This is a genomic window from Pseudomonas sp. GD04091, from assembly GCF_029836165.1.
Lineage (GTDB): Bacteria > Pseudomonadota > Gammaproteobacteria > Pseudomonadales > Pseudomonadaceae > Aquipseudomonas.
In genome coordinates, this window is sequence record NZ_JAOEBG010000022.1 from 75,375 (window position 1) to 98,902 (window position 23,528).

The following is a 23,528-nucleotide window of genomic DNA, read 5'->3' on the forward strand; positions in this document are numbered from 1 at the left end:
TCGTGGCGCAAGGCCGCTCCTACAGGTACGACGCCATCCCTGTAGGAGCGGCCTTGTGCCGCGAAAGGGCTGCGCAGCAGCCCCGAAATTGAACGTTCGACCACCGGCTTTTCATGCCGCCGGACAAAGCAGGCATAATACCGCGCCTTCTACACTGAAGCGCACTTTCACGATTGCCGGATGCCCTCTTGACGCCGCCCCTGCCCCCCGAAGCTTCCCCCCGTCCCTCGGCCTGTCCGGGGTTGTGGCGCATCGTCGCCGCGCGCGACGGCGGCATCTGCCGGATCAAGCTGCCGGGCGGCCTGCTGCTGGCCGACCAGGCCGAGGCGGTGGCCGAGGCCGCCGAGCGCTTCGCCGGCGGCGTGATCGAGGCCACCAACCGGGCCAACCTGCAGATTCGCGGCATCGGCGCCGATCATCAAGGCCTGGTCGGGCATCTGCTGGCGGCCGGCCTCGGCCCGCGTGATGCGGCCGGCGACGATGTGCGCAACCTGATGCTCAGCCCGCTGGCCGGGCTCGATCCAGGCATGCTGCTCGACACCCGGCCTTTGGCCGGGCAGGTCCTCGAACTGTTGGAAAACACGCCGCGCTTTCATGAACTGTCGGCCAAGTTCGCCGTGCAGCTCGATGGCGGCGAGAGCCTGGCGATGCTCGAGCACCCCCATGATCTGTGGTTGTCCGCCACGCGGCATGAAGGGCATACCTGGCTGCGGTTCGGTCTCGCAGGCAGCCCGTCGGATGGCCAGGCGCTGGGTGCGGTGCCGGTGGAGCAGGGGCTGGCGCTGGTGCGTGCGGTGCTGGAGCGTTTCCTCGACCTGGCGACGCCCGAGCAGTCGCGCATGCGCCAATTGCTCCAGGTCGTTCCGCTGGCGCGCTTGCTCGAAGGGCTGCCGATCCAGCGTGACGCCACGCTGCTGGCCAGGCGGCGCCCGGCGGCGACGAGCCCTTGGCTGGGCGTGTTGCCCCAGTGCCAGGGCGTGGCCCTGGGCGTTGCGCCGCCACTGGGGCGCCTTACCCCCGCCATGTTGCGCGGTGCTGCCCGTATCGCCCGACAGTGGGGCGATGGCAGCTTGCGCCTGAGCCCCTGGCAGAGCATGGTGCTGACCTCCCTCGCGCCGAACCAGGTGCAGACCGCTCGCGACCAACTGACGGCGTTGGGCATGCTCTGCCACGGCGAGCATCCACTGGCGCGCGTCACCGCCTGCACCGGCTCCCGTGGCTGCGCCAAGGCCCAGGCCGACACCAAGGCCGACGCCCTCATCCTGGCCAGCCGCTTGCACCAGGGCGCGCCTGCCGGCGTGCACCTGTCGGCCTGCCCACGTTCCTGCGCCGTGGCCCACGTTGCCCCGGCCACCCTGCTGGCCCGTGCCCCGGGCCGTTACGACCTTTACTTGCGCGATGCGCGCCTGCCGGGCTTCGGCAGGCTGCGCGCAGCCAACCTCACCCCAGAAGAAGCAGGCGCCATGCTCGACCTGCCGACGGAGCACCTTGATGATTGACTACATCCGCGATGGTCAGGAGATCTATCGCAATTCCTTCCGCATCATCCGCGAGGAAGCCCGGCTCGAGCGAATCCCCGCCGATCTCGAAAAGCTCGCCGTGCGCGTGATCCATGCCTGCGGCATGGTCGAGGCCATCGATGGCCTGCAGTTCTCCGAAGGTGCCGGTACTGCCGGGCGCGAAGCCCTGGCAAAAGGCGCGCCGATCCTCTGTGATGCGCACATGGTCGCCGAAGGCATCACCCGCGCCCGGCTGCCGGCGAACAACCCGGTGATCTGCACCCTGCGCGACCCGGGCGTGCCGGACCTGGCCAAGGCCGAGGGCAACACCCGCTCGGCGGTGGCCCTGGAGCTGTGGCGGCCTCATCTGGAAGGCAGCGTGGTGGTGATCGGCAACGCGCCGACTGCACTGTTCTACCTGCTGGAGATGCTCGATGCCGGCGCGCCGAAGCCGGCGCTGATCCTCGGTTTCCCGGTCGGCTTCGTCGGCGCTGCCGAGTCCAAGGCCATGCTCGCCGCTGACAGCCGTGGCGTGCCGTTCGTGATCATGCAGGGCCGATTGGGTGGCAGCGCCATGGCCGCCGCCGCGGTCAACGCCCTGGCCACGGAGGTGGAGTGATGCACGCGCGTGGACGACTACTGGGCCTGGGCGTGGGCCCGGGCGATCCCGAACTGATCACGGTCAAGGCCCTGCGCCTGCTGCGCGAGGCGCCGGTGGTGGCCTACTTCGTCGCCAAGGGCAAGCGTGGCAATGCCTTTGGCATCATCGAGACGCACTTGCAGACCGAACAGACCCTGCTGCCGCTGGTGTACCCGCTGACCACCGAGGCGTTGCCGGCGCCGCTGTCCTACGAGCAGGTGATCAGCGACTTCTATGACGAGGCGAGCGTGCAGGTGGCCGAACACCTGGATGCGGGGCGCGATGTGGCGGTGATCTGCGAAGGCGACCCGTTCTTCTACGGTTCCTACATGTACCTGCACGACCGCCTGGCCTCGCGCTATGAAGCGCAGGTGATTCCAGGCGTCTGCTCGATGCTCGGTGGCGCCTCGGTACTGGGCGCGCCGTTGGTGTATCGCAACCAGACCCTCACCGTGCTCTCCGGCGTGCTGCCCCATGACGAGCTCAAGCGCCGACTGGCCGATGCCGACGCGGCGGTGGTCATGAAGCTGGGCCGTAACTTCCCCAAGGTCCGCCAGGTGCTGGGCGAGCTGGGCCTGGATGGGCGCGCGCTGTACGTCGAGCGGGCGACCATGGCCAACCAGAAGATCGTCCCGCTGGACGAGGTCGATCCGCAGTCCTCGCCGTACTTTTCGCTGATCATCGTGCCGGGTGAAAAATGGCAGGGATGAGCAACGCGCCGGCGATCGTCATTCTCGGCCCGGGCAGCCTGGGCACCGCGCAGCGTATCCAGCAGCGCTATCCACAGGCCGTGATCCATGGCCTGCAGGGGCGCGTGGCGCAGGCCGAGCAGTTCTACGCCTCATTCGGCGACACCCTGCGCGGGTTGTACCGGCAGGGCACGCCGATCATCGCGCTGTGCGCGGCGGGCATCGTCATCCGCAGCCTCGCGGCGCTGCTCGACGAGAAGGGCGCCGAGCCACCGGTGCTGGCGGTGGCCGAGGACGGCAGCGCGGTGGTGCCGCTGCTCGGCGGCCTGGGCGGGGTCAACCTGATGGCCCGGGAAATCGCCGAGGCGCTGGGCGTGAGTCCGGCCATCACCACCAGCGGCGAGCTGCGTTTCGGCACCTGCCTGCTCGACCCGCCGCCGGGCTATGCGCTGGCGGACCTGGAGCAGGGCAAGCGCTTCGTCTCTGACCTGCTGGCCGGCGAAACCGTGCGCATCGAGGGTGACGCGCCATGGCTCGACCAGGCGCAGCTGCCGGCCAGTGATGACGCCCGGCGCACCATTCACGTGGGCTGTGCCGCGCGCCCGGCCAGCCGTGACGAACTGCTGATCCATTCGCGGTGCGTGGTGGTGGCCGTGGCGGCCGGCATCGCCGACCCCGCGCAGCGCGTGCGTGACGCCTTGCAGGCGGCGGGCATCGCCGACGCCGCGCTGGCCGGCCTGCTGGCGAGCGAGGCCGACATGGCCGAGCCTGCCCTGCACGAGGCCGCGCGGGCGCTGAACGTCGCATTGCGCTTTGCCCCGGCGGCGGCGAGCCTGGAGCAGCTGCTGCTCGACGCACTGCCACAGGCGCGCGTCGAGCCCGCGGCCGGCCTGGCCATTGCGGTTGCCGCCGCGCCAGTCGATATCGAGCGCGTGGGACGCCGTCGTGGCCGCCTGGCGGTGATCGGTCTGGGCCCGGGCGCCGCCGAACTGATGGTGCCAGCGGTCAAGGCCGAGCTGGCGCGGGCCGAGGATGTGCTCGGCTACGAGACCTATGTGCGCATGGCCGGCCCGTTCCGTGATGACCAGGTGCTGCACTGCACCGACAACCGCGAAGAAATGCAGCGCGCCCGCCATGCCTTCGAGCTGGCGGCCCAGGGGCGTTCAGTGGTGGTGGTGTCGTCGGGCGACCCTGGTGTGTTCGCCATGGCCGCCGCGGTGCTGGAGGCCTTGCACGAGTCCGCCGATCTGGCCTGGCAACGTGTCGACCTGCAGATCCTGCCCGGCGTGTCGGCCTCGCTGGCCACCGCCGCGCAGGCTGGCGCGCCCCTGGGGCACGACTTCTGCGTGATGTCGCTGTCGGACAACCTCAAGCCTTGGTCGATCATCGAAAAACGCCTCGACCTGGCCGCCCGGGCGGACCTGGTGCTGGCGTTCTACAATCCGATCTCCAAGGCCCGTCCGCACCAGTTGGGGCGCGCCCTTGAAGTGGTGCGCCAGCATCGCGAGGCGCGGACGCCGGTGGTGCTGGGTCGCGATATCGGCCGGCCAGGGCAGACCTTGCGGGTGGTCACCCTGGGCGAGTTGACGCCGGAAATGGTCGACATGCGCACCATGGTCCTGGTCGGCTCCTCAACCACCTGCACCTTCCCCCGCGCCGACGGCAGCCTGTGGGTGTACACCCCGCGCTGGTACCCGGCGAAAGCCTGATCTGCGGGGAAGGCCGACCTGCTGAACGGCCCTTTCTGACATGCATAGCCTTCGAGTCTCACCCGGCGCCCGCCGGGTTCTGACTCAAGGATTCGCATGATGAACACCAAGCTGATTACCGACACCAACAGCGCCGCCGTCGTCGAGCAGTCGCTGATGACCTTCGCCGCGGGCATGAGCCTGCAGAATCGCATCGATGTGATGAACTCCTACCAGTTCGCGTCGCTGGTGGCTTCGCGGCTGTACGACAGCGAGGACCAGAGCGAGAACTGGTACAAGCAGAACCTCAAGGTGATGGAGGATCTGGGCTGGCTGACCGTGCGTCGCACCTACGAGCGGGAGATGACCGACGCGCAATCCCTGACGCTGGGTAGCGTGGCGTTCAAGGCGATCAAGATCGTCGGCCAGGCCGCCTTCGGCGGACCGGTCGCCGAGGCGCTGGGCAACGTCGCCATGCAGGCCATCGAGAGCCTGGGCAACATCACCGAAGCCCAGGAGATCTTCAAGCACAACTACACGCAAAGGCAGAGCGGCACCATCGGCCTGACCACCTGCCTCGAGACGGCGGAGGGCGAGCTGATGATGCTGCTGACGGCCGTCAGCACCAAGGGCATGGCGCGCGACCTGGACACCGTGGCCTTCGAGTGGAAAAGCACCGACAACTATCACTACTCCGGCACCGCCCTGCTGGCCTTCAACACCAACCACTACGCCCGTGTGCGCGGGCATGTGGAGACCCGCCTGGGTGAGCGGCGTACCCAGAACGTCCTTGAATACGAATTCTGATTCCTGGCCTACGTGCCGCGGGCTGCCCAGCGCAGCCCGTGGCTGGGCGGGGCCGTGAGGAGGCAAGTGAGGCATGGACAAGAACAGAGGTGCGGTGGTGGGCAGCAGCCTGGTGGCGTTCCTGCCGGGCATCACGGCGCAGCAGCGCAGTGCGGTGCAACTGGCGGCGTTGGGCGCTGAATATGCCACCCGCATGGATTACGACGCGGGGTTGGTGACCGACTGGTTCAGCTATTACCGCAGGAAATTGCAGTTCTACGGTTGGGACGCCTGGACGGCGGATCGGGAGCTTTGGCCGCAACCCGATCGGGGCAGGGTAGTGGATGCAGCGTTGCGCCGTATCGACGCCACGGCCGGTGAGCGCTACTCGACAGTGATAGGCCTCGCCATGGGAGGGCTGGCCGAGAACGACTGGGCGTTGTTCAATTTCGAGCGTCGCGCCAGGGAGCGCAGGGTATTCCAGTTGCTGCCGTGCGCGCCAAGCAAACCTGGGTATGTCGACCTGGTGCTTTACCATGAAGCTTGCGATGTCGAACAGATGACCACGGGGTTTCTCTATCGCAGGCGTAAAGCGACCCGCATCCAGGCCGAGCTGGTGCGTTTCAATACACAGAACTTCGATGGGACACATCGCGGTGCCGTGGAGCAACAATTGGAGAAGATCGCTCGGCAGCAGATTCTTTCCTTGCAGATTTGACGTGCCGCGCCGGGCCTGCCTGAGGCGGCTCAGGGCAGCAGATACCCCTTGATCCCGGTAAAGATGATCTGCGCCGCCAGGGCGCAGACGAACAGCCCCATCAGCCGGCTGACGATCTGCAGGCCCTGGTCGCCGAGGATGCGCTCGATGCGGTGCGAGAGGTACAGCACCAGGCCCACGGTGAAGCTGGCCAGGGCGATGCTGACGATGGCCAGCAGCTTGTCGTCCCAGTGCGGCTGGCCCACCCCCATCACCAGCAACGCGCCGATGGTGCCTGGGCCGACGGTCAACGGGATGGTCAGCGGCACGATGGTCACGTCCTGCTGCACGTTGTCGGTCTGGATCGCCGACTTGCCCTGGGCCATGCCCAGCGCCGAGATGAACAGCACCGAGCCCGCACCGATGCGGAAAGCGTCGGCGGTGATGCCGAACACGCCGAAGATCACCCGCCCGAACAGGTAGAGCAGCACGCTGGCGATCAGCGTGGCGATGGCCACGCGCCAGGCCAGTTGCTTGCGTTCCTTGCTGGAGTGGCCGCGGGTCAGGCCGATGAAGCACGACAACACGAAGAACGGGCTGTAGAGCACGAGCATTTTCAGGTAGACGCTGAACAACTCATGGAGCATGAGGGCGGGTCCGCGGCGGGAATGGGTGGCCACTGTATAGCACGGAACCTGCGGGAGCGGCTTCAGCCGCGAGCGGGTGCCATGTTGCGCTGCCTGCTTCGCTACAACCGCGCTACAGGATCTGCGTGGTGTCGTCGGACACCACCTGCCGCTGCCCGGCCCAGAACTGGATCAGCTCGCGCAACTGCGACAGCTCCACCGGCTTGGCCATGTGTCCATCCATGCCGGCCAGGCGCGCGCGCTCCTTGTGTTCGCTGAGAATGTGCGCGGTCAGCGCCACCACCGGGGTGCGCGGGCGCTGGTTGGCGGTCTCCCAGGCGCGTAGCTGCTGAGTGGCGGAGAAGCCGTCGAGCACCGGCATCTCGCAGTCCATCAGCACCAGGTCGTAATGCTTGGCCTTCATCGCCTGCAGGGCTTCCTCGCCATTGCTGGCGGTGTCCGGCTCGAGGTTGAGCTTGCCGAGCATGCCGCGGATGACCTTGGTGGAGATGCTGTTGTCTTCGGCCACCAGGATGCGGAAATCCCTGGGCAGGTCCAGCGGTGGCGGCGTGCCAGGCGGCTGGATCGCCGGTGCCTGTTCACGGCCACGCAGGGCGAGCTCCTCGGCCAGCGTGGTCTTGAGGGTGTAGCCGGCCACCGGTTTGGCGAGAATGCGCTTGACCCCGGCATTGCGGGCGATGACCTTGCTCGGCGCGTTGCTGATGCCGGTGAGCATGACCACCAGGATGTCGTGGTTCAGGCTCGGGTCTTCCTTGATCTTCGCCGCCAGCTGCATGCCGGTCATGCCCGGCATGTTCTGGTCCAGCAGCACTGCGTCGAAGTAGTCGCGCAGGTGCGCCTTGGTTCGCAGCAGCGCCAGGGCTTCCTTGCCGGACGGCACCGCGCTGACGTTCATGCCCCAGGCGCTGCATTGCTGCACCAGCACTTTGCGGCAGGTGTCGTTGTCGTCCACCACCAGCACCCGTGCATCGCGCAACGGGCCATCGAGGTCGGTGGGCGGCTGTTCCAGGCGCTGTGGGTCCAGCGGTAGGGTGAGCCACAGGGTGTTGCCCAGGCTGGTGCTGGTCTTGATGCCGAACTCGCCCTGCATCAGGCCGATCAGTTGCTTGGCGATCACCAATCCCAGGTGGCCGCCGAGCTTGTTGCTGGAGAGGAAATGACGGCTGTGCAGTTCGGCCTGCAGCAGGGCGTCGCGCTCGGCGGGCGGCATCGGCTCGCCGCTGTCCTGCACGGCGATGCGCAGGCGTGGGCCACCGCCGCGCTGCTCCAGCGCCACCACCAGCAGGATCTCGCCCTGGTCGGTGTTTTTCAGGGCGTTGTCCAGCAGGCTGGACAGCGCCTGGCGCAGGCGTGTCGGGTCGCCGCTGATCACCCGTGGGACCTGGGGCTGGGTGAAGCTGATCAGCTCGATGTTCTGCTGCTCGGCCTTGGCCCGGAAGATGTTCAGACAGTCTTCGATCAGGGCGTTGAGGTCGAACTGCACGTCGTCCAGCTCGATCTGCCGCGACTCGAGCTTGGAGATGTCGAGGATCTCGTTGATCAGGGTGAGCAGTTCGTTGCCGGCGCTATGGATGGTCTGCACGTAGTCGCGTTGCTTGACCGACAGCGGCGTGCCCAGCAGCAGTTCGGTCATGCCCAGCACACCGTTCATCGGTGTGCGGATCTCGTGGCTGATCTTGGCCAGGAACTCCGCCTTGGCGTTGATCTCGGCGTCGCTGGCGGCCAGGGCGCGGCTGGCGCGGAAGCGCTCCTCGCTGATGCGGCGCAGGCGCTCGCTGACCGCAAGGTTGAGCAACAGGCCGCTGACCACGGTCAGCGCCATGAGAATGCACAGCAGCCATGGCATCGAGGTACGGGTCAGGCCGAGCAGGGCCGGGAGCAGCACCAGGCCGCCCAGGTTGAACACCAGCATGGCCAGGGCGAACAGGCGAGCCGGGGCGTAGCCCTTGTACCAGTGATAGCTGCTCACCAGCAGCATGCTGACGCTGCCCAGGGCGAGCAGGGCGTAGGTCATCAGGTTCAGCGGGAGCGTGTCGACGAACAGCAGCACCAGGCCGCTGACGGCGGCCACCAGCATCTCGGTGTGCAGCAGCCGGTTGAGCTGCGCCGAACTGCAGGGGGAAAAGAAGTGCAGGGTGAAGTACAGCCCGGCCAGGCCCGCCAGCACCAGGGTGAGGTAGGCCGCCGGGGTCTGGGCGCTGTACCACAGGTGCCACCACGGGCCGCTGAGGTTGAGCAGGATCAGGGCGCTGAGCAGCATCAGGGCGTGGTACAGCGCCAGGGTCAAGGTGGTGTAGGAGCGGGTATAGGCGAAGCGGATCAGGTTGTGCAGGATCAGCATCACCAGGCCGCCGAACAACAGGCCGAACAGCAGGGGCAGGCGTTGGTCGGAGGCGGCGTGGGCCGAGGATTCGAGGCTGATGGCCGGGCGCAGCTGATGCTCCGAGACCAGCCGCAGGTAGATTTCCACAGGTTGGCTGCTGCGCGGCAGGGGTAGCACATGGTCACTGCCATGCAGGCTGGCGGCATTGCTTTCGCTCTGGCGACCATGGTGCAGCTGGCGCAGCAACCTGTCGCCTTCCAGGGCGTAGAGGTCGATGCGTGAAAGGTCGGGCGCGAAGATGCGCACCAGTTGCTCCTGCTCGCCAGGCTCGAGGCGATAGTGCAGCCAGAGGGCCTGGTCAGGGAGGGCGGCGTCCAGTTCGTCGAGGGCCAGCGGGCTGAACTGGTTGCGGTAACGCTCGGAGCGTACGTCGGAAAGCTGCAGGTTGGCCTGCTCGTCGAGCAGCACGGACCAACCCGCGCTCGGTTCGGCATAGGCCGGAATCAGGCAGAGCAGGGTCAGCAGGCTGACGATCTGGGCAATGGCAATCCGAAGCCGACGCACGACGAAATCCCTTCTTAGCTGATGTGCCGGGTAACCACTATGCGCGGCGCGCCAAGGCGAAGGCAAGGCCCCAGGGGGCCCCGACGACGAGCCGAAGGCCGCGCGCGAAGCGTCGCGGCCATGCGCTGCGATTTACTGCTGGTGTTCACCGCGCTCGCGGGCGATGGCCCGGTAGCCGATGTCGGTACGGTAGAAGCTGCCGTCCCACTTGACCTGCTCGGCCAGGCGGTAGGCTTGCTGCTGGGCCTGGGCAACGGTGCTGCCCATCGCGGTGGCGCACAGCACGCGGCCGCCATTGGTCACCACCTGGCCATCCTTGAGCGAGGTGCCGGCATGGAACACCTTGCCTTCGAGCTTGGCGGCGGCGTCCAGGCCGCTGATCACGGCGCCCTTGGCGTAGTCGCCCGGGTAGCCCCCGGCGGCCAGCACCACGCCCAGGCTCGGGCGCGGATCCCATTGCGCCTCGACCTTGTCCAGGGCCTTGGCGAAAGCGGCTTCGATCAGCAGCACCAGGCTCGACTCCAGGCGCAGCATGACCGGCTGGGTCTCGGGGTCGCCGAAGCGGCAGTTGAACTCGATGACCTTGGGGTTGCCCGCCTTGTCGATCATCAGGCCGGCGTAGAGGAAACCGGTGTAGACGTTGCCTTCCTCGGCCATGCCGCGCACGGTCGGCCAGATCACCTGGTCCATGACGCGCTGGTGCACCTCGGCGGTGACCACCGGGGCTGGCGAGTAGGCGCCCATGCCGCCGGTGTTGGGGCCGGTGTCCTGGTTGCCGACGCGCTTGTGGTCTTGGCTGGTGGCCATTGGCAGCACGTTGTGGCCGTCGACCATGACGATGAAGCTGGCTTCCTCGCCGTCGAGGAACTCTTCGATCACCACCCGCGAACCGGCCTCACCGAAGGCGTTGCCGGCGAGCATGTCGCGCACGGCGTCCTCGGCTTCCTGCAGGGTCATGGCGACGATCACGCCCTTGCCGGCGGCCAGGCCGTCGGCCTTGATCACGATCGGCGCGCCTTTCTCGCGCAGGTAGGCCAGGGCCGGCTCGATCTCGGTGAAGTTCTGGTAGTCGGCGGTGGGGATCTTGTGGCGGGCCAGGAAGTCCTTGGTGAAGGCCTTGGAACCTTCCAGCTGGGCCGCGCCCTTGGTCGGGCCGAAGCAGTCCAGGCCACGGCTGCGGAACAGGTCCACCACGCCAATGACCAGCGGCGCCTCGGGGCCGACGATGGTCAGGTCGACGTTCTGCTCGGCGAAGTCGGCCAGTTGCTCCAGGGCGGTGACGTCGATGGCGACGTTCTCGCACTTGGCTTCGGTGGCGGTGCCGGCGTTGCCGGGGGCGACGAAGACTTTCTCGACGCGTGGGTCCTGGGCGACTTTCCAGGCCAGGGCGTGTTCACGGCCGCCGCTGCCGATGATCAAAACTTTCATGTCAAAACCTCGAATGCTGTATGACGGCGATCCGCGTTCCCTGCAGGAGCGGCCTTGTGTCGCGAAAGGGGCGCGTAGCGGCCCCAGGATTTCTGAATTGCTGCATCAACCCTGGGGCTGCTTCGCAGCCCTTTCGCGACACAAGGCCGCTCCTGCAGGGACCGGGATCGGCCCGGCATCTGTTTAGTGGCGGAAGTGGCGCATGCCGGTGAACACCATGGCGATGCCGGCTTCATCAGCGGCAGCAATCACCTCGGCATCACGCATCGAGCCACCTGGCTGGATCACGGCGCTGATACCCACCTTGGCGGCGTTGTCGATGCCGTCACGGAACGGGAAGAACGCATCCGAGGCCATGACCGCGCCCTGTACCTGCAGGCCGGCATGCTCGGCCTTGATCGCGGCGATGCGCGCGGAGTTGACGCGGCTCATCTGGCCGGCGCCGACACCGATGGTCTGACGGTTCTTGGCGTAGACGATAGCGTTGGACTTGACGAACTTGGCCACTTTCCAGGCGAACACCAGGTCGTGGATCTCCTGCTCGGTCGGCGCACGCTTGGTGACGATCTTCAGGTCGTCGGCGCTGATCATGCCGATGTCGCGGCTCTGCACCAGCAGACCACCGTTGACACGCTTGAAGTCCCAACCCGCGGCGCGCTCGGCTGGCCACTCGCCGCACTCGAGCAGACGCACGTTCTGCTTGGCGGCCACGACTTCGCGGGCGGCCTGGGAAATTTTCGGGGCAATGATCACTTCGACGAACTGGCGCTCGACGATGGCTTTGGCGGTTTCACCGTCCAGTTCGCGGTTGAAGGCGATGATGCCGCCGAACGCCGACTCGGTGTCGGTGGCGTAGGCCAGGTCGTAGGCCTTGCGGATGCCGCCTTCGTCCTCGGGGACCACGGCCACGCCGCACGGGTTGGCGTGCTTGACGATGACGCAGGCCGGCTTGACGAAGCTCTTCACGCACTCCAGCGCGGCGTCGGTGTCGGCCACGTTGTTGAACGACAGCTCCTTGCCTTGCAGCTGGATGGCGGTGGAGATGCTGGCCTCGCCCTTCTTCGCCTCGACGTAGAACGCCGCGCTCTGGTGCGGGTTCTCGCCGTAGCGCATTTCCTGGGCCTTGACGAACTGGCTGTTGAAGGTGCGCGGGAATGCGCTGCGGTCTTCGGTCGACAGGGCTTCTTTCGCCTGGTCGATGGTGCCCATGTAGTTGGCGATCATGCCGTCGTAGGCGGCGGTGTGCTCGAAGGCCTTGAGCATCAGGTCGAAGCGCTGGGCGTAGGTCAGGCCGCCGGCCTTGAGGTTTTCCAGGACGCCGGCGTAGTCGCTGGCGTTGACCACGATGGCGACGTCCTTGTGGTTCTTCGCCGCCGAGCGGACCATGGTCGGGCCGCCGATGTCGATGTTCTCGATGGCGGTCGGCAGGTCACAGCCTGGCTTGGAGATGGTGGCTTCGAACGGATACAGGTTGACCGCGACCAGGTCGATCGGCTTGATGCCGTGCTCGTTCATGATGGCGTCGTCGGTGCCGCGACGGCCGAGGATGCCACCGTGGATCTTCGGATGCAGGGTCTTGACCCGGCCGTCCATCATTTCGGCGAAGCCGGTGTAGTCGGCCACTTCCACCGCGTTCACGCCGTTGTCCTTGAGCAGCTTGTAGGTGCCGCCGGTGGACAGGATCTCGACACCGAGCTGTTGCAGCTCACGGGCGAATTCGAGGATACCGGTCTTGTCGGAGACGCTGATCAGGGCGCGGCGGATCGGCAGGCGGGTAGTCTGGTCGGTCATTTCGGATTCCATAACGCGGTGAAGTCAAAAAAAGGCGCCTTTTTGCATGAGCGCCTTTTCTGTATGGGAGTCTGGCCTTACAACAGATCGTACTGCTTGAGCTTCTTGCGCAGCGTGCCTCGGTTGAGTCCGAGCATCTCGCTGGCCTTGGTCTGGTTGCCCTTGACGTAGTTCATCACGCTTTCGAGCAGCGGTGCCTCGACTTCCGAGAGCACCAGGTTGTACACGTCCGTGACGGTGGCGCCTTCCAGGTGGGCGAAGTAGTTGTGCAGCGCCTTCTCGACACTGCCGCGAAGGGTCTGGCCCTCTTCGCTCGGCGTGTTCAGGTGCTGCTTGAGGTTGACGTTGTCGCTCACGGGCGTTGTTCCACTCACTAATGTCTCGGTCATCATCGTCATGCGGCCACCCCTTGTTCGTCCTCTGTGCCAAGGCTCTGTCGACGTTCGGCGAAATAAGCCTGAACGTTGGCGCACTGCGCTTGTGTGTCTTGCAAAGCGTTGAACCGGCTGCGGAACTCCTTGCCGCCGGGTCGGGTCGCCAGGTACCAGCCAACGTGCTTGCGGGCGATACGCACGCCCATCACATCGCCATAGAAGGCATGCAACGCGGCCAGGTGTTCCAGCAGAATGCGTTCCACTTCGTCCAGCGCCGGTGCGGGCAGGTGCTCGCCCGTGCGCAGGTAATGCTCGATCTCGCGGAAGATCCACGGCCGCCCCTGGGCGGCACGGCCGATCAGCAGGCCGTCGACCCCGGTGGCGTCCAGCACCGCCCGGGCCTTCTGTGGCGAGGTGATATCGCCGTTGGCGAAGACCGGGATCGACACCGCCTGCTTGATGGCGGCGATGGTGTCGTACTCGGCTTCGCCGGTGTACAGGTCGGCGCGTGTGCGGCCATGTACCGCCAGCGCCTGGATGCCGGCCTGTTCGGCGATCTTCGCCACATTCAGGCCGTTCTTGTTCGCCCGGTCCCAGCCGGTGCGAATCTTCAGCGTCACCGGAACCTGCACAGCGCCGACCACGGCGTGAAGGATCTCGCTGACCAGGGCCTCGTCTCTCAATAAAGCAGAGCCGGCGGCCTTGTTGCAGACTTTTTTTGCCGGGCAGCCCATGTTGATGTCGATGATCTGGGCGCCGGCCTCCACGTTCGCGCGTGCCGCCTCGGCCATCATCTGCGCGTCGCCGCCGGCGATCTGCACCGAGCGGGGCTCGGGATCGCCTTCGTGAATGCGCCGCAGGCTCGACTTGCGGCTGTTCCACAGGCGCATGTCGCTGGACACCATCTCCGATACCACCATGCCCGCGCCGAGGCGTTTGCACAGGGTGCGGAAAGGTTGGTCCGTGACCCCGGCCATGGGTGCCAGGATCAGGTTGTTCTGCAGTGTATAAGGGCCGATGCGTACCGCCGACATAGGTGTTCCCTGTTGTGGGGCCGAATCATTGGAGTTCGAAAAAGGGTTGGCATGATACCCGCTCTCGATGACCGGATAAAGATGAATCTGGATAAAATCTGAACAGTTGTGGCGTTATGACCTGCAGCTGTAAATCCCTGTTTTCGCGTTGTTTGCGCGAATCTCGGGCTGCTTTGCAGCCCTTTCGCGGCACAAGACCGCTTGTGCGGCGTGGCTGCCGGGCGGGCGTGCCGCTGGTCGCTTATTCAGGGGAGCGGAAGCTGAGGCTGTAATTCACCGCCTTCGGTCCCGGGTCGAGGATGTCCAGGGCGATGTGGATCGGGGTCTGGCTCGGCATCTCGCCGCGCCCGGCCAGCTCGCCGGAAAGGTACTCGCTGGGCTTGAAGCGTCGGCTGGCGATCAGCTGGCCGTTGAGGTCGGCGAAGCGCAGCTCCAGCAGTGGGAAGGGCTGGGCGAAGGGCGCGCGGTTGTAGATGATCGCGTCGACGATCAGCGCGCCCTTGAAGTCGGGGTGGCTGCGCACCACCAGGTTGCTGCTCTTGATCCGCGAGATGTCGACGCGGGTCGGCACCTGGCAGCCGAGCATCGGGCACACCTGCTGGAACCAGGGGCGGTACTGGTCCTGGCGGGCCATTTCGTCGAAGTGGAACCAGACATACTGGAAGGCCAGCGCCCCGGCGGCCAGGAGTGTCAGGAAACCCCACAGCAAGCGCTTGCCCCAGTTCGGTGCAGGTTTTTCCCAGCCCAGCTGCAACGGGTCATCGACTACATCGACCAGGGGTTCCTTGCGCGGGCGCTCGGGCTTGTTGGCCAGGCTCGGCTCCAGGCGCTGGTCGGGCTGCTCGTCGGGTTCGTCGTCGCGGGCCGAGAAATGCTCGCTGCGGCCTTCGCCATCGAGCGCCGACAGGCCAGTCTCCGGCACCGGCTCGTCGCGGGTGGAAAGGCGCTCCAACGGTTCGTCGAGGTCTTCGGCGCGGGGCTGATGGCGTACGGGTGGCTCGTCGTCCTGGTCGAGGTCGGCGGTTCCGAGGGTAGGCTCCGTGCGGTCATCGTCGACAGGTTCGAGCTCCAGCGGCTCCTGCTCGACCAGTACCGGCGCCTCATTGCGCTCCGGCGCAGGCTGCAGCGGTTCGTCGGTGGCGGTACCGAACAGTTCGTCGGCGTGTTCGTCAGCGCCCTGGTCGTCACGCCGTGCCTGCAGCACGCCCTTCGGGCCGGCGCCGCGGCGGTCACCCGGGGTGCGCCGTTCGAGGCGTGCCAGTTCCTGGTCAAGGTCCAGGGCGTCCAGCTCCTCGGCAGTCACCGCCCAGCTGTCTTCGCCGGGTATCGGGCTTTCGCCCAGAGGTTCGGCTGCCGGTGCCGCTGGCGCGGCGGGTTCTGGCGTCGGCGCGGCGGCGCTGGCCTCGGCGCTGGTCGCGCGGTTCTGCTCCAGCAGCTGTTTCGCCGCGTTGAACACCTGCAGGCAGTTGCCGCAGCGCACCACGCCACGGGCCAGGCTCAGCTGGTGGTGGGTGACGCGAAAGCTGGTCTGGCAATGCGGGCACTGGGTGACGAAACTGTCGGTCATGCGGCGATCCGGGGAGCTGTGCAGGAATTGATTCTAGGCGCGCTTAGCGGCGGCGACCACTGATGCGTACCCAGCCGTCGCGCACGACGATCGGGTCGAGGTCGAAATCGGCGGCATAGGCGGCGGCCACTTCCTCGCCCTGTTCGGCGAGGATGCCCGACAATGCCAGCAGGCCGCCGGGGCGCACCAGGCCGGACAGTTGCGGCGCCAGCGACACCAGCGGACCGGCGAGGATGTTGGCGACCAGCACGTCGGCCTGCATGGCCGGCATCTGTTCGGGCAGGTACAGGGCGAACAGTTCGTCGGCGATGCCATTGCGCTGGGCATTGTCACGCGACGCTTCCAGGGCTTGCACGTCGATGTCGGTACCGATCGCCTCACGGGCGCCAAGCAGCAGCGCGGCGATGGCGAGGATGCCCGAGCCGCAGCCGAAGTCCAGCACCTGCGTGCCGTCGAGCTGCTGGCCGTCGAGCCACTCCAGGCACAGGGCGGTGGTCGGATGGGTGCCGGTGCCGAAGGCCAGGCCCGGGTCGAGCAGCAGGTTGACCGCGTCCTTCTCCGGGGCCTCGTGCCAGCTCGGCACGATCCACAGGCGCTGGCCGAAGCGCATGGGCTGGAAGTTGTCCATCCAGCTGCGCTCCCAGTCCTGGTCCTCGATCACCTCGGCGTGGTGCTCGGGCAGTTCGGCGGCGGTCAGCAGACGCAGGTGGGCGAATACCTGCTCGGGCTCGGCGTCGGCCTCGAACAGGGCCAGCAAGTGGGTGTGCGACCACAGAGGGGTGGTGTTGAGGTCCGGCTCGAAGATCGGCTGGTCTTCGGCGTCCATGAAGGTCACCGAGACGGCACCCACTTCCAGCAGGGCGTCTTCGTAGGTTTCGGCTTGTTCCGGGCTGATGGCCAGGCGTACTTGCAGCCAGGGCATGGCGGGCACCTTTGGGAAATCGACAGGGGCAGCCCGAGGCTGCGCGAAAAGGCCGCCAGTTTACGCGAGTGCAGGGGGTTTGTAGAGGACGGTGGACCTGAAGATACCGCACTCGTTGTGGGAGCGACCGGGAAGGCCTTCTGAAGGGCAATAAAAAACCCCGGCACAGGGCCGGGGCTTGTTCATCACGCTAACGCGATCACTCCTGGTTGGCCAGTTTGTGCTCGAGGTAGTGGATGTTGACGCCGCCTTTGCAGAAACCTTCATCACGCACCAGGTCGCGGTGCAGCGGGATGTTGGTCTTGATGCCGTCGACGACGATCTCGTCCAGGGCATTGCGCATGCGCGCCATGGCTTCGTCGCGGTCCTTGCCGTAGGTGATCAGCTTGCCGATCAGCGAGTCGTAGTTCGGCGGAACCGAGTAACCGCTGTACAGGTGCGAATCGACGCGAACGCCGTTGCCGCCCGGTGCGTGGAAGTGCTTCACCTTGCCAGGGCTCGGGATGAACTTCTTCGGGTCTTCGGCGTTGATCCGGCACTCCAGCGAGTGGCCGCGGATCACCACGTCTTCCTGGCGGAACGACAGCTTGTTGCCAGCGGCGATGCTGAGCATCTCCTTGACGATGTCGATGCCGGTGACCATTTCCGAAACCGGGTGCTCCACCTGGACGCGGGTGTTCATCTCGATGAAGTAGAAGCGGCCGTTTTCGTACAGGAACTCGAAGGTACCGGCACCGCGGTAGCCGATCTCGATGCACGCATCGACGCAACGCTTGAAGACTTCCTGGCGGGCCTTCTCGTCGATGCCCGGGGCCGGGGCTTCTTCCAGTACCTTCTGGTGACGGCGCTGCAGCGAGCAGTCGCGGTCGCCCAGGTGGATGGCGTTGCCCTGGCCGTCGGACAGTACCTGGACTTCCACGTGACGTGGGTTGGTCAGGAACTTCTCGAGATACACCATCGGGTTGCCGAAGGCGGCACCGGCTTCGGTACGGGTGAGCTTGGCCGAGGAAATCAGGTCCTCTTCCTTGTGCACCACGCGCATGCCGCGACCACCACCGCCACCGGCGGCCTTGATGATCACCGGGTAACCCACCTCGCGGGCGATCGCCAGCGCGGTTTCTTCATCTTCCGGCAGCGGGCCGTCGGAGCCCGGCACGGTCGGCACGCCCGATTTGATCATCGCGTCCTTGGCCGAGACCTTGTCGCCCATCAGGCGAATGGTGTCGGCTTTCGGGCCGATGAAGGCGAAACCGGACTTTTCCACCTGCTCGGCGAAGTCGGCGTTTTCCGCGAGGAAGCCGTAGCCCGGGTGGATGGCGGTGGCGCCTGTCACTTCGGCGGCGGCGATGATCGCCGGGATGTGCAGGTAGGACTCCTTGGACGATGCAGGGCCGATGCAGACCGACTCGTCTGCCAGGCCCAGGTGCATCAGTTCACGGTCGGCGGTGGAGTGCACGGCGACGGTCTTGATGCCCAGCTCTTTGCAGGCACGCAGGATCCGCAGGGCAATTTCCCCACGGTTGGCGATCAGAACTTTTTCAAGTTTCCCAGACATCGTTGGTTCTCCGCGAATCAAACGATGGTGAACAGCGGCTGGTCGAACTCAACCGGCTGACCGTCTTCTACCAGGATGGCGTCGATCACACCGCCGATGTCGGCTTCGATGTGGTTCATCATCTTCATGGCTTCGACGATGCACAGGGTGTCGCCTTTCTTCACGGCCTGGCCGACTTCAGCGAAGTTCGGCGAGGTCGGCGACGGCTTGCGGTAGAAGGTGCCGACCATCGGCGAGCGGACCACGGTGCCTTTCAGGGCGGGTGCGGCGGCAGCGGCTTCGGCTACTGGAGCAACTGCGGCGACCGGTGCGGCGGCGACCGGAGCGGCCATCGGCGCCGGAGCGGCGAAGTACTGAGCGCCGGCCGGGGTCTTGCTGTGACGGCTGATGCGAACGGACTCTTCGCCTTCCTTGATCTCCAGTTCGTCGATGCCAGACTCTTCCAGCAGTTCGATCAGCTTCTTGACTTTACGGATATCCATTAATCATCAACTCCCAAGGTTCGGTCGGGGACGTAATTTGAAAACGTGTCGAAAACGTTTCTTCATGAGCCTCGGCCCGAAAGGGGCCAAGGCCTTGTGTCATCAGGGCTGTGCGTTGGCAGCCAGGTGTTCCAGCGCGGACTCCAGGGCCAACCGGTAGCCGGTGGCGCCAAGGCCGCAGATCACCCCTACCGCGACATCGGAGAAGTAGGAGTGGTGACGGAACGGTTCACGCTTGTGCACGTTGGACAGGTGCACTTCGATGAATGGGATGCTCACCGCGAGCAATGCGTCACGTAATGCGACGCTGGTGTGGGTGAAAGCGGCCGGATTGATCAGGATGAAGTCCACGCCTTCGTTGCGTGCGGCGTGGATGCGATCGATCAATTCGTACTCGGCATTGCTCTGCAGGTATTGCAGATGGTGGCCGGCGGCGCGGGCGCGCTGCTCCAGGTCCTGATTGATCTGCGCCAGGGTGGCGGCGCCATAGTGGCCCGGTTCGCGGGTGCCGAGCAGGTTCAGGTTGGGGCCGTGCAGCACCAGTAGCGTTGCCATCTGCGATTCCTTGGTTTTGTAGGGCAATTCGACATAGCGCGGCGACTATGCCGCAACAAGTGATGGGTGTCCAGTTCCCGGCAATAGCCAGCACGATGTCCGAGGTTCGCGCAAAGTATGTGACCAGATGATTAAGTCTGGTCACTGGCCGCGAGATTTTTCACAGGTAGCGGGAAGTTATAGACCCAGTTGGCCGCGCACGCGCGCGACGACTTCAGCAAAGTCGCCGGCATTTATCTCGCCAATGACCCGATCGGCGGTCATTTCGCTGCCGTTCGCGGCAAAGAACATCAGCGCGGGCGGGCCGAACAGGCGGTAGCGGTCGAGCAGGGCGCGCTGCTCGGCGTTGCTCTCGGTGATGTCGAAGCGCAGCAGGCGGAAGACGCCCAGTTGCGGCTGGACCTGTGGCGCGTTGAGTACTTCATGCTCGATCACCTTGCAGCTGATGCACCAGTCGGCGTACCAGTCGAGCAGTACCGGTTGGCCTGCCGCCTTGGCCTCGGCCAGGGCGGCGTCGAGGGCGGCGGGTGTGGTGATGGTCTGCCAGGCGTCGGCTCTGGTCACCACGGCGCTGCCGGCCACGACCGGTTGCGGCAGCGGGCGCAGGGGATCGCCCTGGCCGCTCAGGGCGCCATACCAGCAGGCCAGGGCATAGACCAGCAGGGCCAGGCCGAGCAGTTGTGCCAGGCGCTGGCGCGGCGTCTTGACCACGAACTCCAGGGCGCCGAGGAACAACGCCACCCCCGCCGCCAGCAGGCCGATCAGCAGCAGGGTGAGCGGCCCCGGCAGCACACGGCTGAGCAGGCCGATGGCCAGGCCCAGCAACAGCACGCCGATGGCGTTCTTCACTGTGTTCATCCATGGCCCGCTCTTCGGCAGCCACGCCGCGCCGCCGGTGGCCACCAGCAACAGTGGCGCCCCCATGCCCAGGCCGAGGGCGAACAGCTTCAGGGCCCCTCCAAGCGCGTCACCGCTGGCGCTGATGTACAGCAGCGCACCGGCCAGCGGCGCTGACACGCACGGCGAGACCAGCAGGCTGGACAGCACCCCAAGCACCGCCGCGCCGAGTAGCGAGCCGCCCCTGGTGCGGTGGGCGAGGCGGTCCAGGCGACTGCTCAGCGCCTGCGGCAGCTTGATGTCGAACAGGCCGAACATGGCCAGGGCGAACAACACGAAGAACGCGGCGAACGGTACCAGCACCCAGGCCGATTGCAGGCGCGCCTGCAGGTTCAGGCCGGCGCCGAACAGGCCCATCAGCGCGCCGAGCACGGCGAAGCTCGCCGCCATCGGCAGCACATAGGCCAGCGACAGTGCCAGCCCGCGCAGGCCGCCGACCTGGCCGCGCAGGACCACGCCGGAGAGGATCGGCAGCATCGGCAGCACGCAAGGGGTGAAGGTCAGGCCGACCCCGGCGAGGAAGAACAGCAGCAGCGATTTCCAGTTCCAACCCGGTTCGGCGGTCGCCGGCTGCGGGGCGCCTTCGCCGTCGATGCGCAACCGCTCGGTTTCCGGCGGATAGCACAGGCCCTTGTCGGCACAGCCCTGGTAGCCCACCACTAGGGTGAAGGCCCGCGCGTCGCTGCGTGGCAGTTCGATGTCGACTACCCCGTGGTACACCTCGACATCGCCGAAGAACTCGTCGTGCTTGGCCTCGCCCTTGGGGATGTCCGGAGTGCCCAGCTTGATGTCCGCAGGCTCGGTGCGGAACTGGAAGCGGTGACGGTAGAGGTAGTAGCCGTCGGTGGCGACGAAGCGCAGCTTGAGGGTCTGGGCGTTGGCCTGGACCAGGCTGAGCTTGAAGGCTTCGTGCACCGGCAGGAAATCGGCGCTGTTGGCGGTGGCGCCGAGGGTGGCACTGGGGCGGTTGTCGAGCAGGCCGGTGGCGAAGGCGGGGCTGGCCAGCAGCAGGAACAACAGGAAAAGCAGGCGGCGCATGGCGGACTCGCGAGGTGGAACGTGGCGGGCATGATAGCGGAGTTGGCCGAAATTGGGGTCGCTGCGCGGCCCATCGCGACACAAGGCCGCTCCTACAGGGCAGCGCGGTTTCCTGTAGGAGCGGCCTTGTGTCGCGATCGAGGGCAGAGCCCTCGCAATCCGGGCCATGCCGATGTCATAGCCGGAACGCCCGCACCGCCGTGTTCAGCTCACCACCCAGCTTGAGCAACTGCTCGCCCTGCTCGCGCCCCTCGCCGATGCGCTGCAGGTTGTCCTCACCCAGCTCGTGAATCCGCTCGCTGTGATCGCGGATCTCGCTCACCGCCCCGGTCTGCTGCGCAGTCACGTCGGCAATCCGCACCGCCGTGTCGGCAATGGTGCGGATGGCGCTGACGATCTCGTCCAGCGCGCCATCGGCCGATTGCGCCTGGCTGGCCGTGGCCTCGGCATGCTCCAGTTGCGCGCGCATGCCGACCACCGAATCGCGGGCGGCCTGCTGCAGACGGTCGATCAGCGCCTGGATCTCGCCGGTGGCGCCGGTGGTGCGCTGGGCCAGCGAGCGCACTTCGTCGGCGACCACGGCGAAGCCGCGGCCCATCTCGCCAGCCCGGGCCGCCTCGATGGCGGCGTTGAGGGCCAGCAGGTTGGTCTGCTCGGCGATTGCCCGGATCACCGTCAGCACGCCGCCGATGGTCGCGGACTCCTCGGCGAGCTGCTCGATCATGCGTGCGTTGCCTTGTACCTCGTCGACCAGCGAGCGCAAGCCGGACAGGCTCTGGCCGATCACCGCCTGGCCCTGTTCCACGGCCCGGCCGGCGTCGCGGCTGGCCTCGGCGGCGGCGCTGGCATCGCCGGCGACCTGCTGGATGGTCGCCTCCAGCTCGCCGAGGGCATCGCGGATCTGCGCGGTGTCGCCGGCCTGGCGCTCGGCGCCGTCGTGCAGCGCGCTGCTCATGCCGGCCAGGGCATGGCTGCTGCCGGCCACCTGCTCGGCGTTGTGGCGGATGGTGCCGACCAGCTCCACCAGGTACTGGCGCAGGCGGTTGAGCGATTCCTGGATGTCGTGCAGCTCGCGGTTGGTCCTGCCCAGTTCGATGGCCTGGGCGAAGTCGCCCTCGGCCCAGCGCGACAGGGCTGGGGCGAGGCCGGTCAGGGTCCGCGCCAGGCGCCGTTGCAGGGTGTCGATGAGCAGCGCGATCAGCAGGATCAGGCCGATCATCAGGCCCTGGATGATGCGCACCTCGCTGGCGATGGTCGCGTGCAGGCCGCGCACCTCGGGCTCCAGGCCGGCGATGGCCTGTTGCACCGCCTCCAGGCGCTCGCCGGCGCTGGTGGCCAGGGCGGCGCGGCGTTCGATCTGTTCGCGGGTGCGCCGCAGTTCGGCAGGGTAGCGGCCGATCAGGCTGTGCAGCTCGCGCTTGAGACCCACGGCGACGTCTTCCTGCTGGGTGTTGGCCTGGGATTCCAGGCCCATCATCGCGGCGAAGTCATCGGCGCCGGACTCGGCGGCGCGGGTCACGCCCAGCAATGGCAGGTCGTCGATGGTCTGGGCCTGGGCGGCGATCACTTGCAGTTCGCGCTCCACCTCGTCGGCCAGCTCGGCGCGGCCGCTGCTGACCAGCTTGTCGCGGGCCAGGGACAGGCGGGCGAGGTGCAGCGAAGCCTCGAACAAGGGCGCCTGGTAACGGCTGGCCTCGGCGCTGCCACTGTCGCGGGCGTAACCGGCCAGCTGTTCGAGGTTCGCCCCCAGTTCCCGTTCGGCCTGCAGCAGCAGGGCCTGGGGATCGCCGGCCAGCTTGCCGGCCGCGAGCAGTTCGTTGGCGGTGAAACCCTGCAGGCCGTCCAGGCTTGGGCGTAGCTTGGCCGACAGATCTTCCGGCCAGTCGGCCAGCGCCGCCTGCAGCCGCTGGTTGGCTTCCATGGCCGCGGCATGGCGCAGGGCGTCGCCGCTGCCCAGGTAAGCCTGGATATTGCGCGCGGCGTCGTTCTGGAACTGCTGGGACAGCCCCAGGTAGCGTTCCATCAGTTGATAGGGACGTTCCAGGGCGCGTTGTGACCACCACAGGGTCGCGCCCAGGGCGATACACACGGTCACCAGCAACAGGGTGTTGAAATTGGTCAGCCACTTCAGGCGCATAGCCGCGAACTTCCTGCGGAGGGGAGTGGAGAGGTCGGGGCCTGAAGTTATTGCGATTTTGTGACGGGGTGATGACGACGGAGGGTTGGCGCCATAAAAAAGTGGCACAGTGCCGGTATTGTTTGACGGCTGTTGTGTGTACTCCTTTGGGCTGCACTGTCGCGCAGGCAACTGTCCCCCCTCCCCTGTGGGAGCGGCCTGGCGTCGCGAAAGGG

At 66.5% G+C, this 23,528-nt stretch carries 19 protein-coding genes; 6 read left to right on the forward strand and 13 right to left on the reverse strand.

Annotated features, from left to right (window positions below):
- Nucleotides 1-188 precede the first annotated feature (188 nt).
- The 6 genes from cobG to N7422_RS21850 all read left to right on the forward strand — a co-directional run bounded on the left by cobG (nucleotide 189) and on the right by N7422_RS21850 (nucleotide 6,020).
- Entirely contained in the window at nucleotides 189-1,499 is a 1,311-nt protein-coding gene (gene cobG / locus N7422_RS21825; RefSeq protein ID WP_279808478.1) for a precorrin-3B synthase, read from the forward strand.
- Nucleotides 1,492-2,118: a precorrin-8X methylmutase gene (locus tag N7422_RS21830; RefSeq protein ID WP_279808479.1), complete on the forward strand. Its 627-nt coding sequence runs from the start codon at nucleotides 1,492-1,494 to the stop codon at nucleotides 2,116-2,118. The genes cobG and N7422_RS21830 overlap by 8 nt, the downstream gene beginning before the upstream one ends.
- On the forward strand, nucleotides 2,118-2,849 hold the full coding sequence (locus N7422_RS21835) for a precorrin-2 C(20)-methyltransferase (protein WP_279808480.1): 732 nt from the start codon (nucleotides 2,118-2,120) through the stop codon (nucleotides 2,847-2,849). Before N7422_RS21830 ends, N7422_RS21835 begins: the two co-directional genes overlap by 1 nt.
- Nucleotides 2,846-4,537 (forward strand): precorrin-3B C(17)-methyltransferase, encoded by a 1,692-nt coding sequence (gene cobJ, locus N7422_RS21840; protein WP_279808481.1) that lies wholly within the window; start codon nucleotides 2,846-2,848, stop codon nucleotides 4,535-4,537. The genes N7422_RS21835 and cobJ overlap by 4 nt, the downstream gene beginning before the upstream one ends.
- A gap of 99 nt (nucleotides 4,538-4,636) precedes the next feature.
- A complete protein-coding gene (locus tag N7422_RS21845; RefSeq protein ID WP_279808482.1) occupies nucleotides 4,637-5,323 on the forward strand; it encodes a hypothetical protein in 687 nt (228 codons plus the stop codon).
- A gap of 73 nt (nucleotides 5,324-5,396) precedes the next feature.
- Nucleotides 5,397-6,020, forward strand: a complete 624-nt coding sequence (locus N7422_RS21850; protein WP_279808483.1) for a hypothetical protein — start codon at nucleotides 5,397-5,399, stop codon at nucleotides 6,018-6,020.
- A gap of 29 nt (nucleotides 6,021-6,049) precedes the next feature.
- Here the strand turns inward: N7422_RS21850 and N7422_RS21855 are convergent, their stop codons facing one another.
- From N7422_RS21855 to N7422_RS21915, 13 genes are all read right to left on the reverse strand, one after another.
- Nucleotides 6,050-6,646, reverse strand: a complete 597-nt coding sequence (locus N7422_RS21855; protein WP_279808484.1) for a MarC family protein — start codon at nucleotides 6,644-6,646, stop codon at nucleotides 6,050-6,052.
- A gap of 112 nt (nucleotides 6,647-6,758) precedes the next feature.
- Nucleotides 6,759-9,533 carry a hybrid sensor histidine kinase/response regulator gene (locus N7422_RS21860; RefSeq protein WP_279808485.1) on the reverse strand — a complete coding sequence of 925 codons (2,775 nt, stop codon included), beginning with the start codon at nucleotides 9,531-9,533 and terminating at the stop codon, nucleotides 6,759-6,761.
- Nucleotides 9,534-9,665: 132 nt separating this feature from the next.
- Complete coding sequence (purD, locus tag N7422_RS21865; RefSeq protein ID WP_279808486.1) at nucleotides 9,666-10,961, reverse strand: phosphoribosylamine--glycine ligase; 1,296 nt, start codon at nucleotides 10,959-10,961, stop codon at nucleotides 9,666-9,668.
- 183 nt (nucleotides 10,962-11,144) lie between these two features.
- Nucleotides 11,145-12,752: a bifunctional phosphoribosylaminoimidazolecarboxamide formyltransferase/IMP cyclohydrolase gene (gene purH, locus N7422_RS21870; RefSeq protein WP_279808487.1), complete on the reverse strand. Its 1,608-nt coding sequence runs from the start codon at nucleotides 12,750-12,752 to the stop codon at nucleotides 11,145-11,147.
- Between the two features lie 77 nt (nucleotides 12,753-12,829).
- Nucleotides 12,830-13,150 carry a DNA-binding transcriptional regulator Fis gene (gene fis / locus N7422_RS21875; protein ID WP_134692528.1) on the reverse strand — a complete coding sequence of 107 codons (321 nt, stop codon included), beginning with the start codon at nucleotides 13,148-13,150 and terminating at the stop codon, nucleotides 12,830-12,832.
- On the reverse strand, nucleotides 13,147-14,160 hold the full coding sequence (gene dusB, locus N7422_RS21880; protein WP_279808489.1) for a tRNA dihydrouridine synthase DusB: 1,014 nt from the start codon (nucleotides 14,158-14,160) through the stop codon (nucleotides 13,147-13,149). The genes fis and dusB overlap by 4 nt, the downstream gene beginning before the upstream one ends.
- A 241-nt stretch (nucleotides 14,161-14,401) precedes the next feature.
- Nucleotides 14,402-15,727 (reverse strand): DUF3426 domain-containing protein, encoded by a 1,326-nt coding sequence (locus N7422_RS21885; RefSeq protein ID WP_279808490.1) that lies wholly within the window; start codon nucleotides 15,725-15,727, stop codon nucleotides 14,402-14,404.
- Between the two features lie 43 nt (nucleotides 15,728-15,770).
- Nucleotides 15,771-16,649, reverse strand: a complete 879-nt coding sequence (gene prmA, locus N7422_RS21890) for a 50S ribosomal protein L11 methyltransferase (protein WP_279808491.1) — start codon at nucleotides 16,647-16,649, stop codon at nucleotides 15,771-15,773.
- 199 nt (nucleotides 16,650-16,848) lie between these two features.
- A complete protein-coding gene (accC, locus tag N7422_RS21895; protein WP_279808492.1) occupies nucleotides 16,849-18,204 on the reverse strand; it encodes an acetyl-CoA carboxylase biotin carboxylase subunit in 1,356 nt (451 codons plus the stop codon).
- A gap of 17 nt (nucleotides 18,205-18,221) precedes the next feature.
- Nucleotides 18,222-18,686 (reverse strand): acetyl-CoA carboxylase biotin carboxyl carrier protein, encoded by a 465-nt coding sequence (gene accB / locus N7422_RS21900; RefSeq protein WP_279808493.1) that lies wholly within the window; start codon nucleotides 18,684-18,686, stop codon nucleotides 18,222-18,224.
- A 102-nt stretch (nucleotides 18,687-18,788) separates the two neighbouring features.
- Nucleotides 18,789-19,241: a type II 3-dehydroquinate dehydratase gene (gene aroQ / locus N7422_RS21905; RefSeq protein ID WP_011535870.1), complete on the reverse strand. Its 453-nt coding sequence runs from the start codon at nucleotides 19,239-19,241 to the stop codon at nucleotides 18,789-18,791.
- Nucleotides 19,242-19,418: 177 nt separating this feature from the next.
- Nucleotides 19,419-21,176 (reverse strand): protein-disulfide reductase DsbD, encoded by a 1,758-nt coding sequence (locus N7422_RS21910; RefSeq protein WP_279808494.1) that lies wholly within the window; start codon nucleotides 21,174-21,176, stop codon nucleotides 19,419-19,421.
- Between the two features lie 175 nt (nucleotides 21,177-21,351).
- Nucleotides 21,352-23,313 carry a methyl-accepting chemotaxis protein gene (locus N7422_RS21915; protein WP_279808495.1) on the reverse strand — a complete coding sequence of 654 codons (1,962 nt, stop codon included), beginning with the start codon at nucleotides 23,311-23,313 and terminating at the stop codon, nucleotides 21,352-21,354.
- Nucleotides 23,314-23,528: the final 215 nt, after the last annotated feature.

Bases quoted from the DNA above. Each gene is read 5' to 3' on its own strand.
- dusB (WP_279808489.1), bottom strand. From the start codon at position 14,160: ATGTCGGCGGTACGCATCGGCCCTTATACACTGCAGAACAACCTGATC.
- purH (WP_279808487.1), bottom strand. From the start codon at position 12,752: ATGACCGACCAGACTACCCGCCTGCCGATCCGCCGCGCCCTGATCAGC.
- N7422_RS21830 (WP_279808479.1), top strand. From the start codon at position 1,492: ATGATTGACTACATCCGCGATGGTCAGGAGATCTATCGCAATTCCTTC.
- N7422_RS21855 (WP_279808484.1), bottom strand. From the start codon at position 6,646: ATGCTCCATGAGTTGTTCAGCGTCTACCTGAAAATGCTCGTGCTCTAC.
- cobJ (WP_279808481.1), top strand. From the start codon at position 2,846: ATGAGCAACGCGCCGGCGATCGTCATTCTCGGCCCGGGCAGCCTGGGC.
- N7422_RS21885 (WP_279808490.1), bottom strand. From the start codon at position 15,727: ATGACCGACAGTTTCGTCACCCAGTGCCCGCATTGCCAGACCAGCTTT.
- aroQ (WP_011535870.1), bottom strand. From the start codon at position 19,241: ATGGCAACGCTACTGGTGCTGCACGGCCCCAACCTGAACCTGCTCGGC.
- accB (WP_279808493.1), bottom strand. From the start codon at position 18,686: ATGGATATCCGTAAAGTCAAGAAGCTGATCGAACTGCTGGAAGAGTCT.
- N7422_RS21915 (WP_279808495.1), bottom strand. From the start codon at position 23,313: ATGCGCCTGAAGTGGCTGACCAATTTCAACACCCTGTTGCTGGTGACC.
- N7422_RS21845 (WP_279808482.1), top strand. From the start codon at position 4,637: ATGAACACCAAGCTGATTACCGACACCAACAGCGCCGCCGTCGTCGAG.
- accC (WP_279808492.1), bottom strand. From the start codon at position 18,204: ATGTCTGGGAAACTTGAAAAAGTTCTGATCGCCAACCGTGGGGAAATT.
- N7422_RS21850 (WP_279808483.1), top strand. From the start codon at position 5,397: ATGGACAAGAACAGAGGTGCGGTGGTGGGCAGCAGCCTGGTGGCGTTC.
- N7422_RS21910 (WP_279808494.1), bottom strand. From the start codon at position 21,176: ATGCGCCGCCTGCTTTTCCTGTTGTTCCTGCTGCTGGCCAGCCCCGCC.
- fis (WP_134692528.1), bottom strand. From the start codon at position 13,150: ATGACGATGATGACCGAGACATTAGTGAGTGGAACAACGCCCGTGAGC.
- purD (WP_279808486.1), bottom strand. From the start codon at position 10,961: ATGAAAGTTTTGATCATCGGCAGCGGCGGCCGTGAACACGCCCTGGCC.
- N7422_RS21835 (WP_279808480.1), top strand. From the start codon at position 2,118: ATGCACGCGCGTGGACGACTACTGGGCCTGGGCGTGGGCCCGGGCGAT.
- prmA (WP_279808491.1), bottom strand. From the start codon at position 16,649: ATGCCCTGGCTGCAAGTACGCCTGGCCATCAGCCCGGAACAAGCCGAA.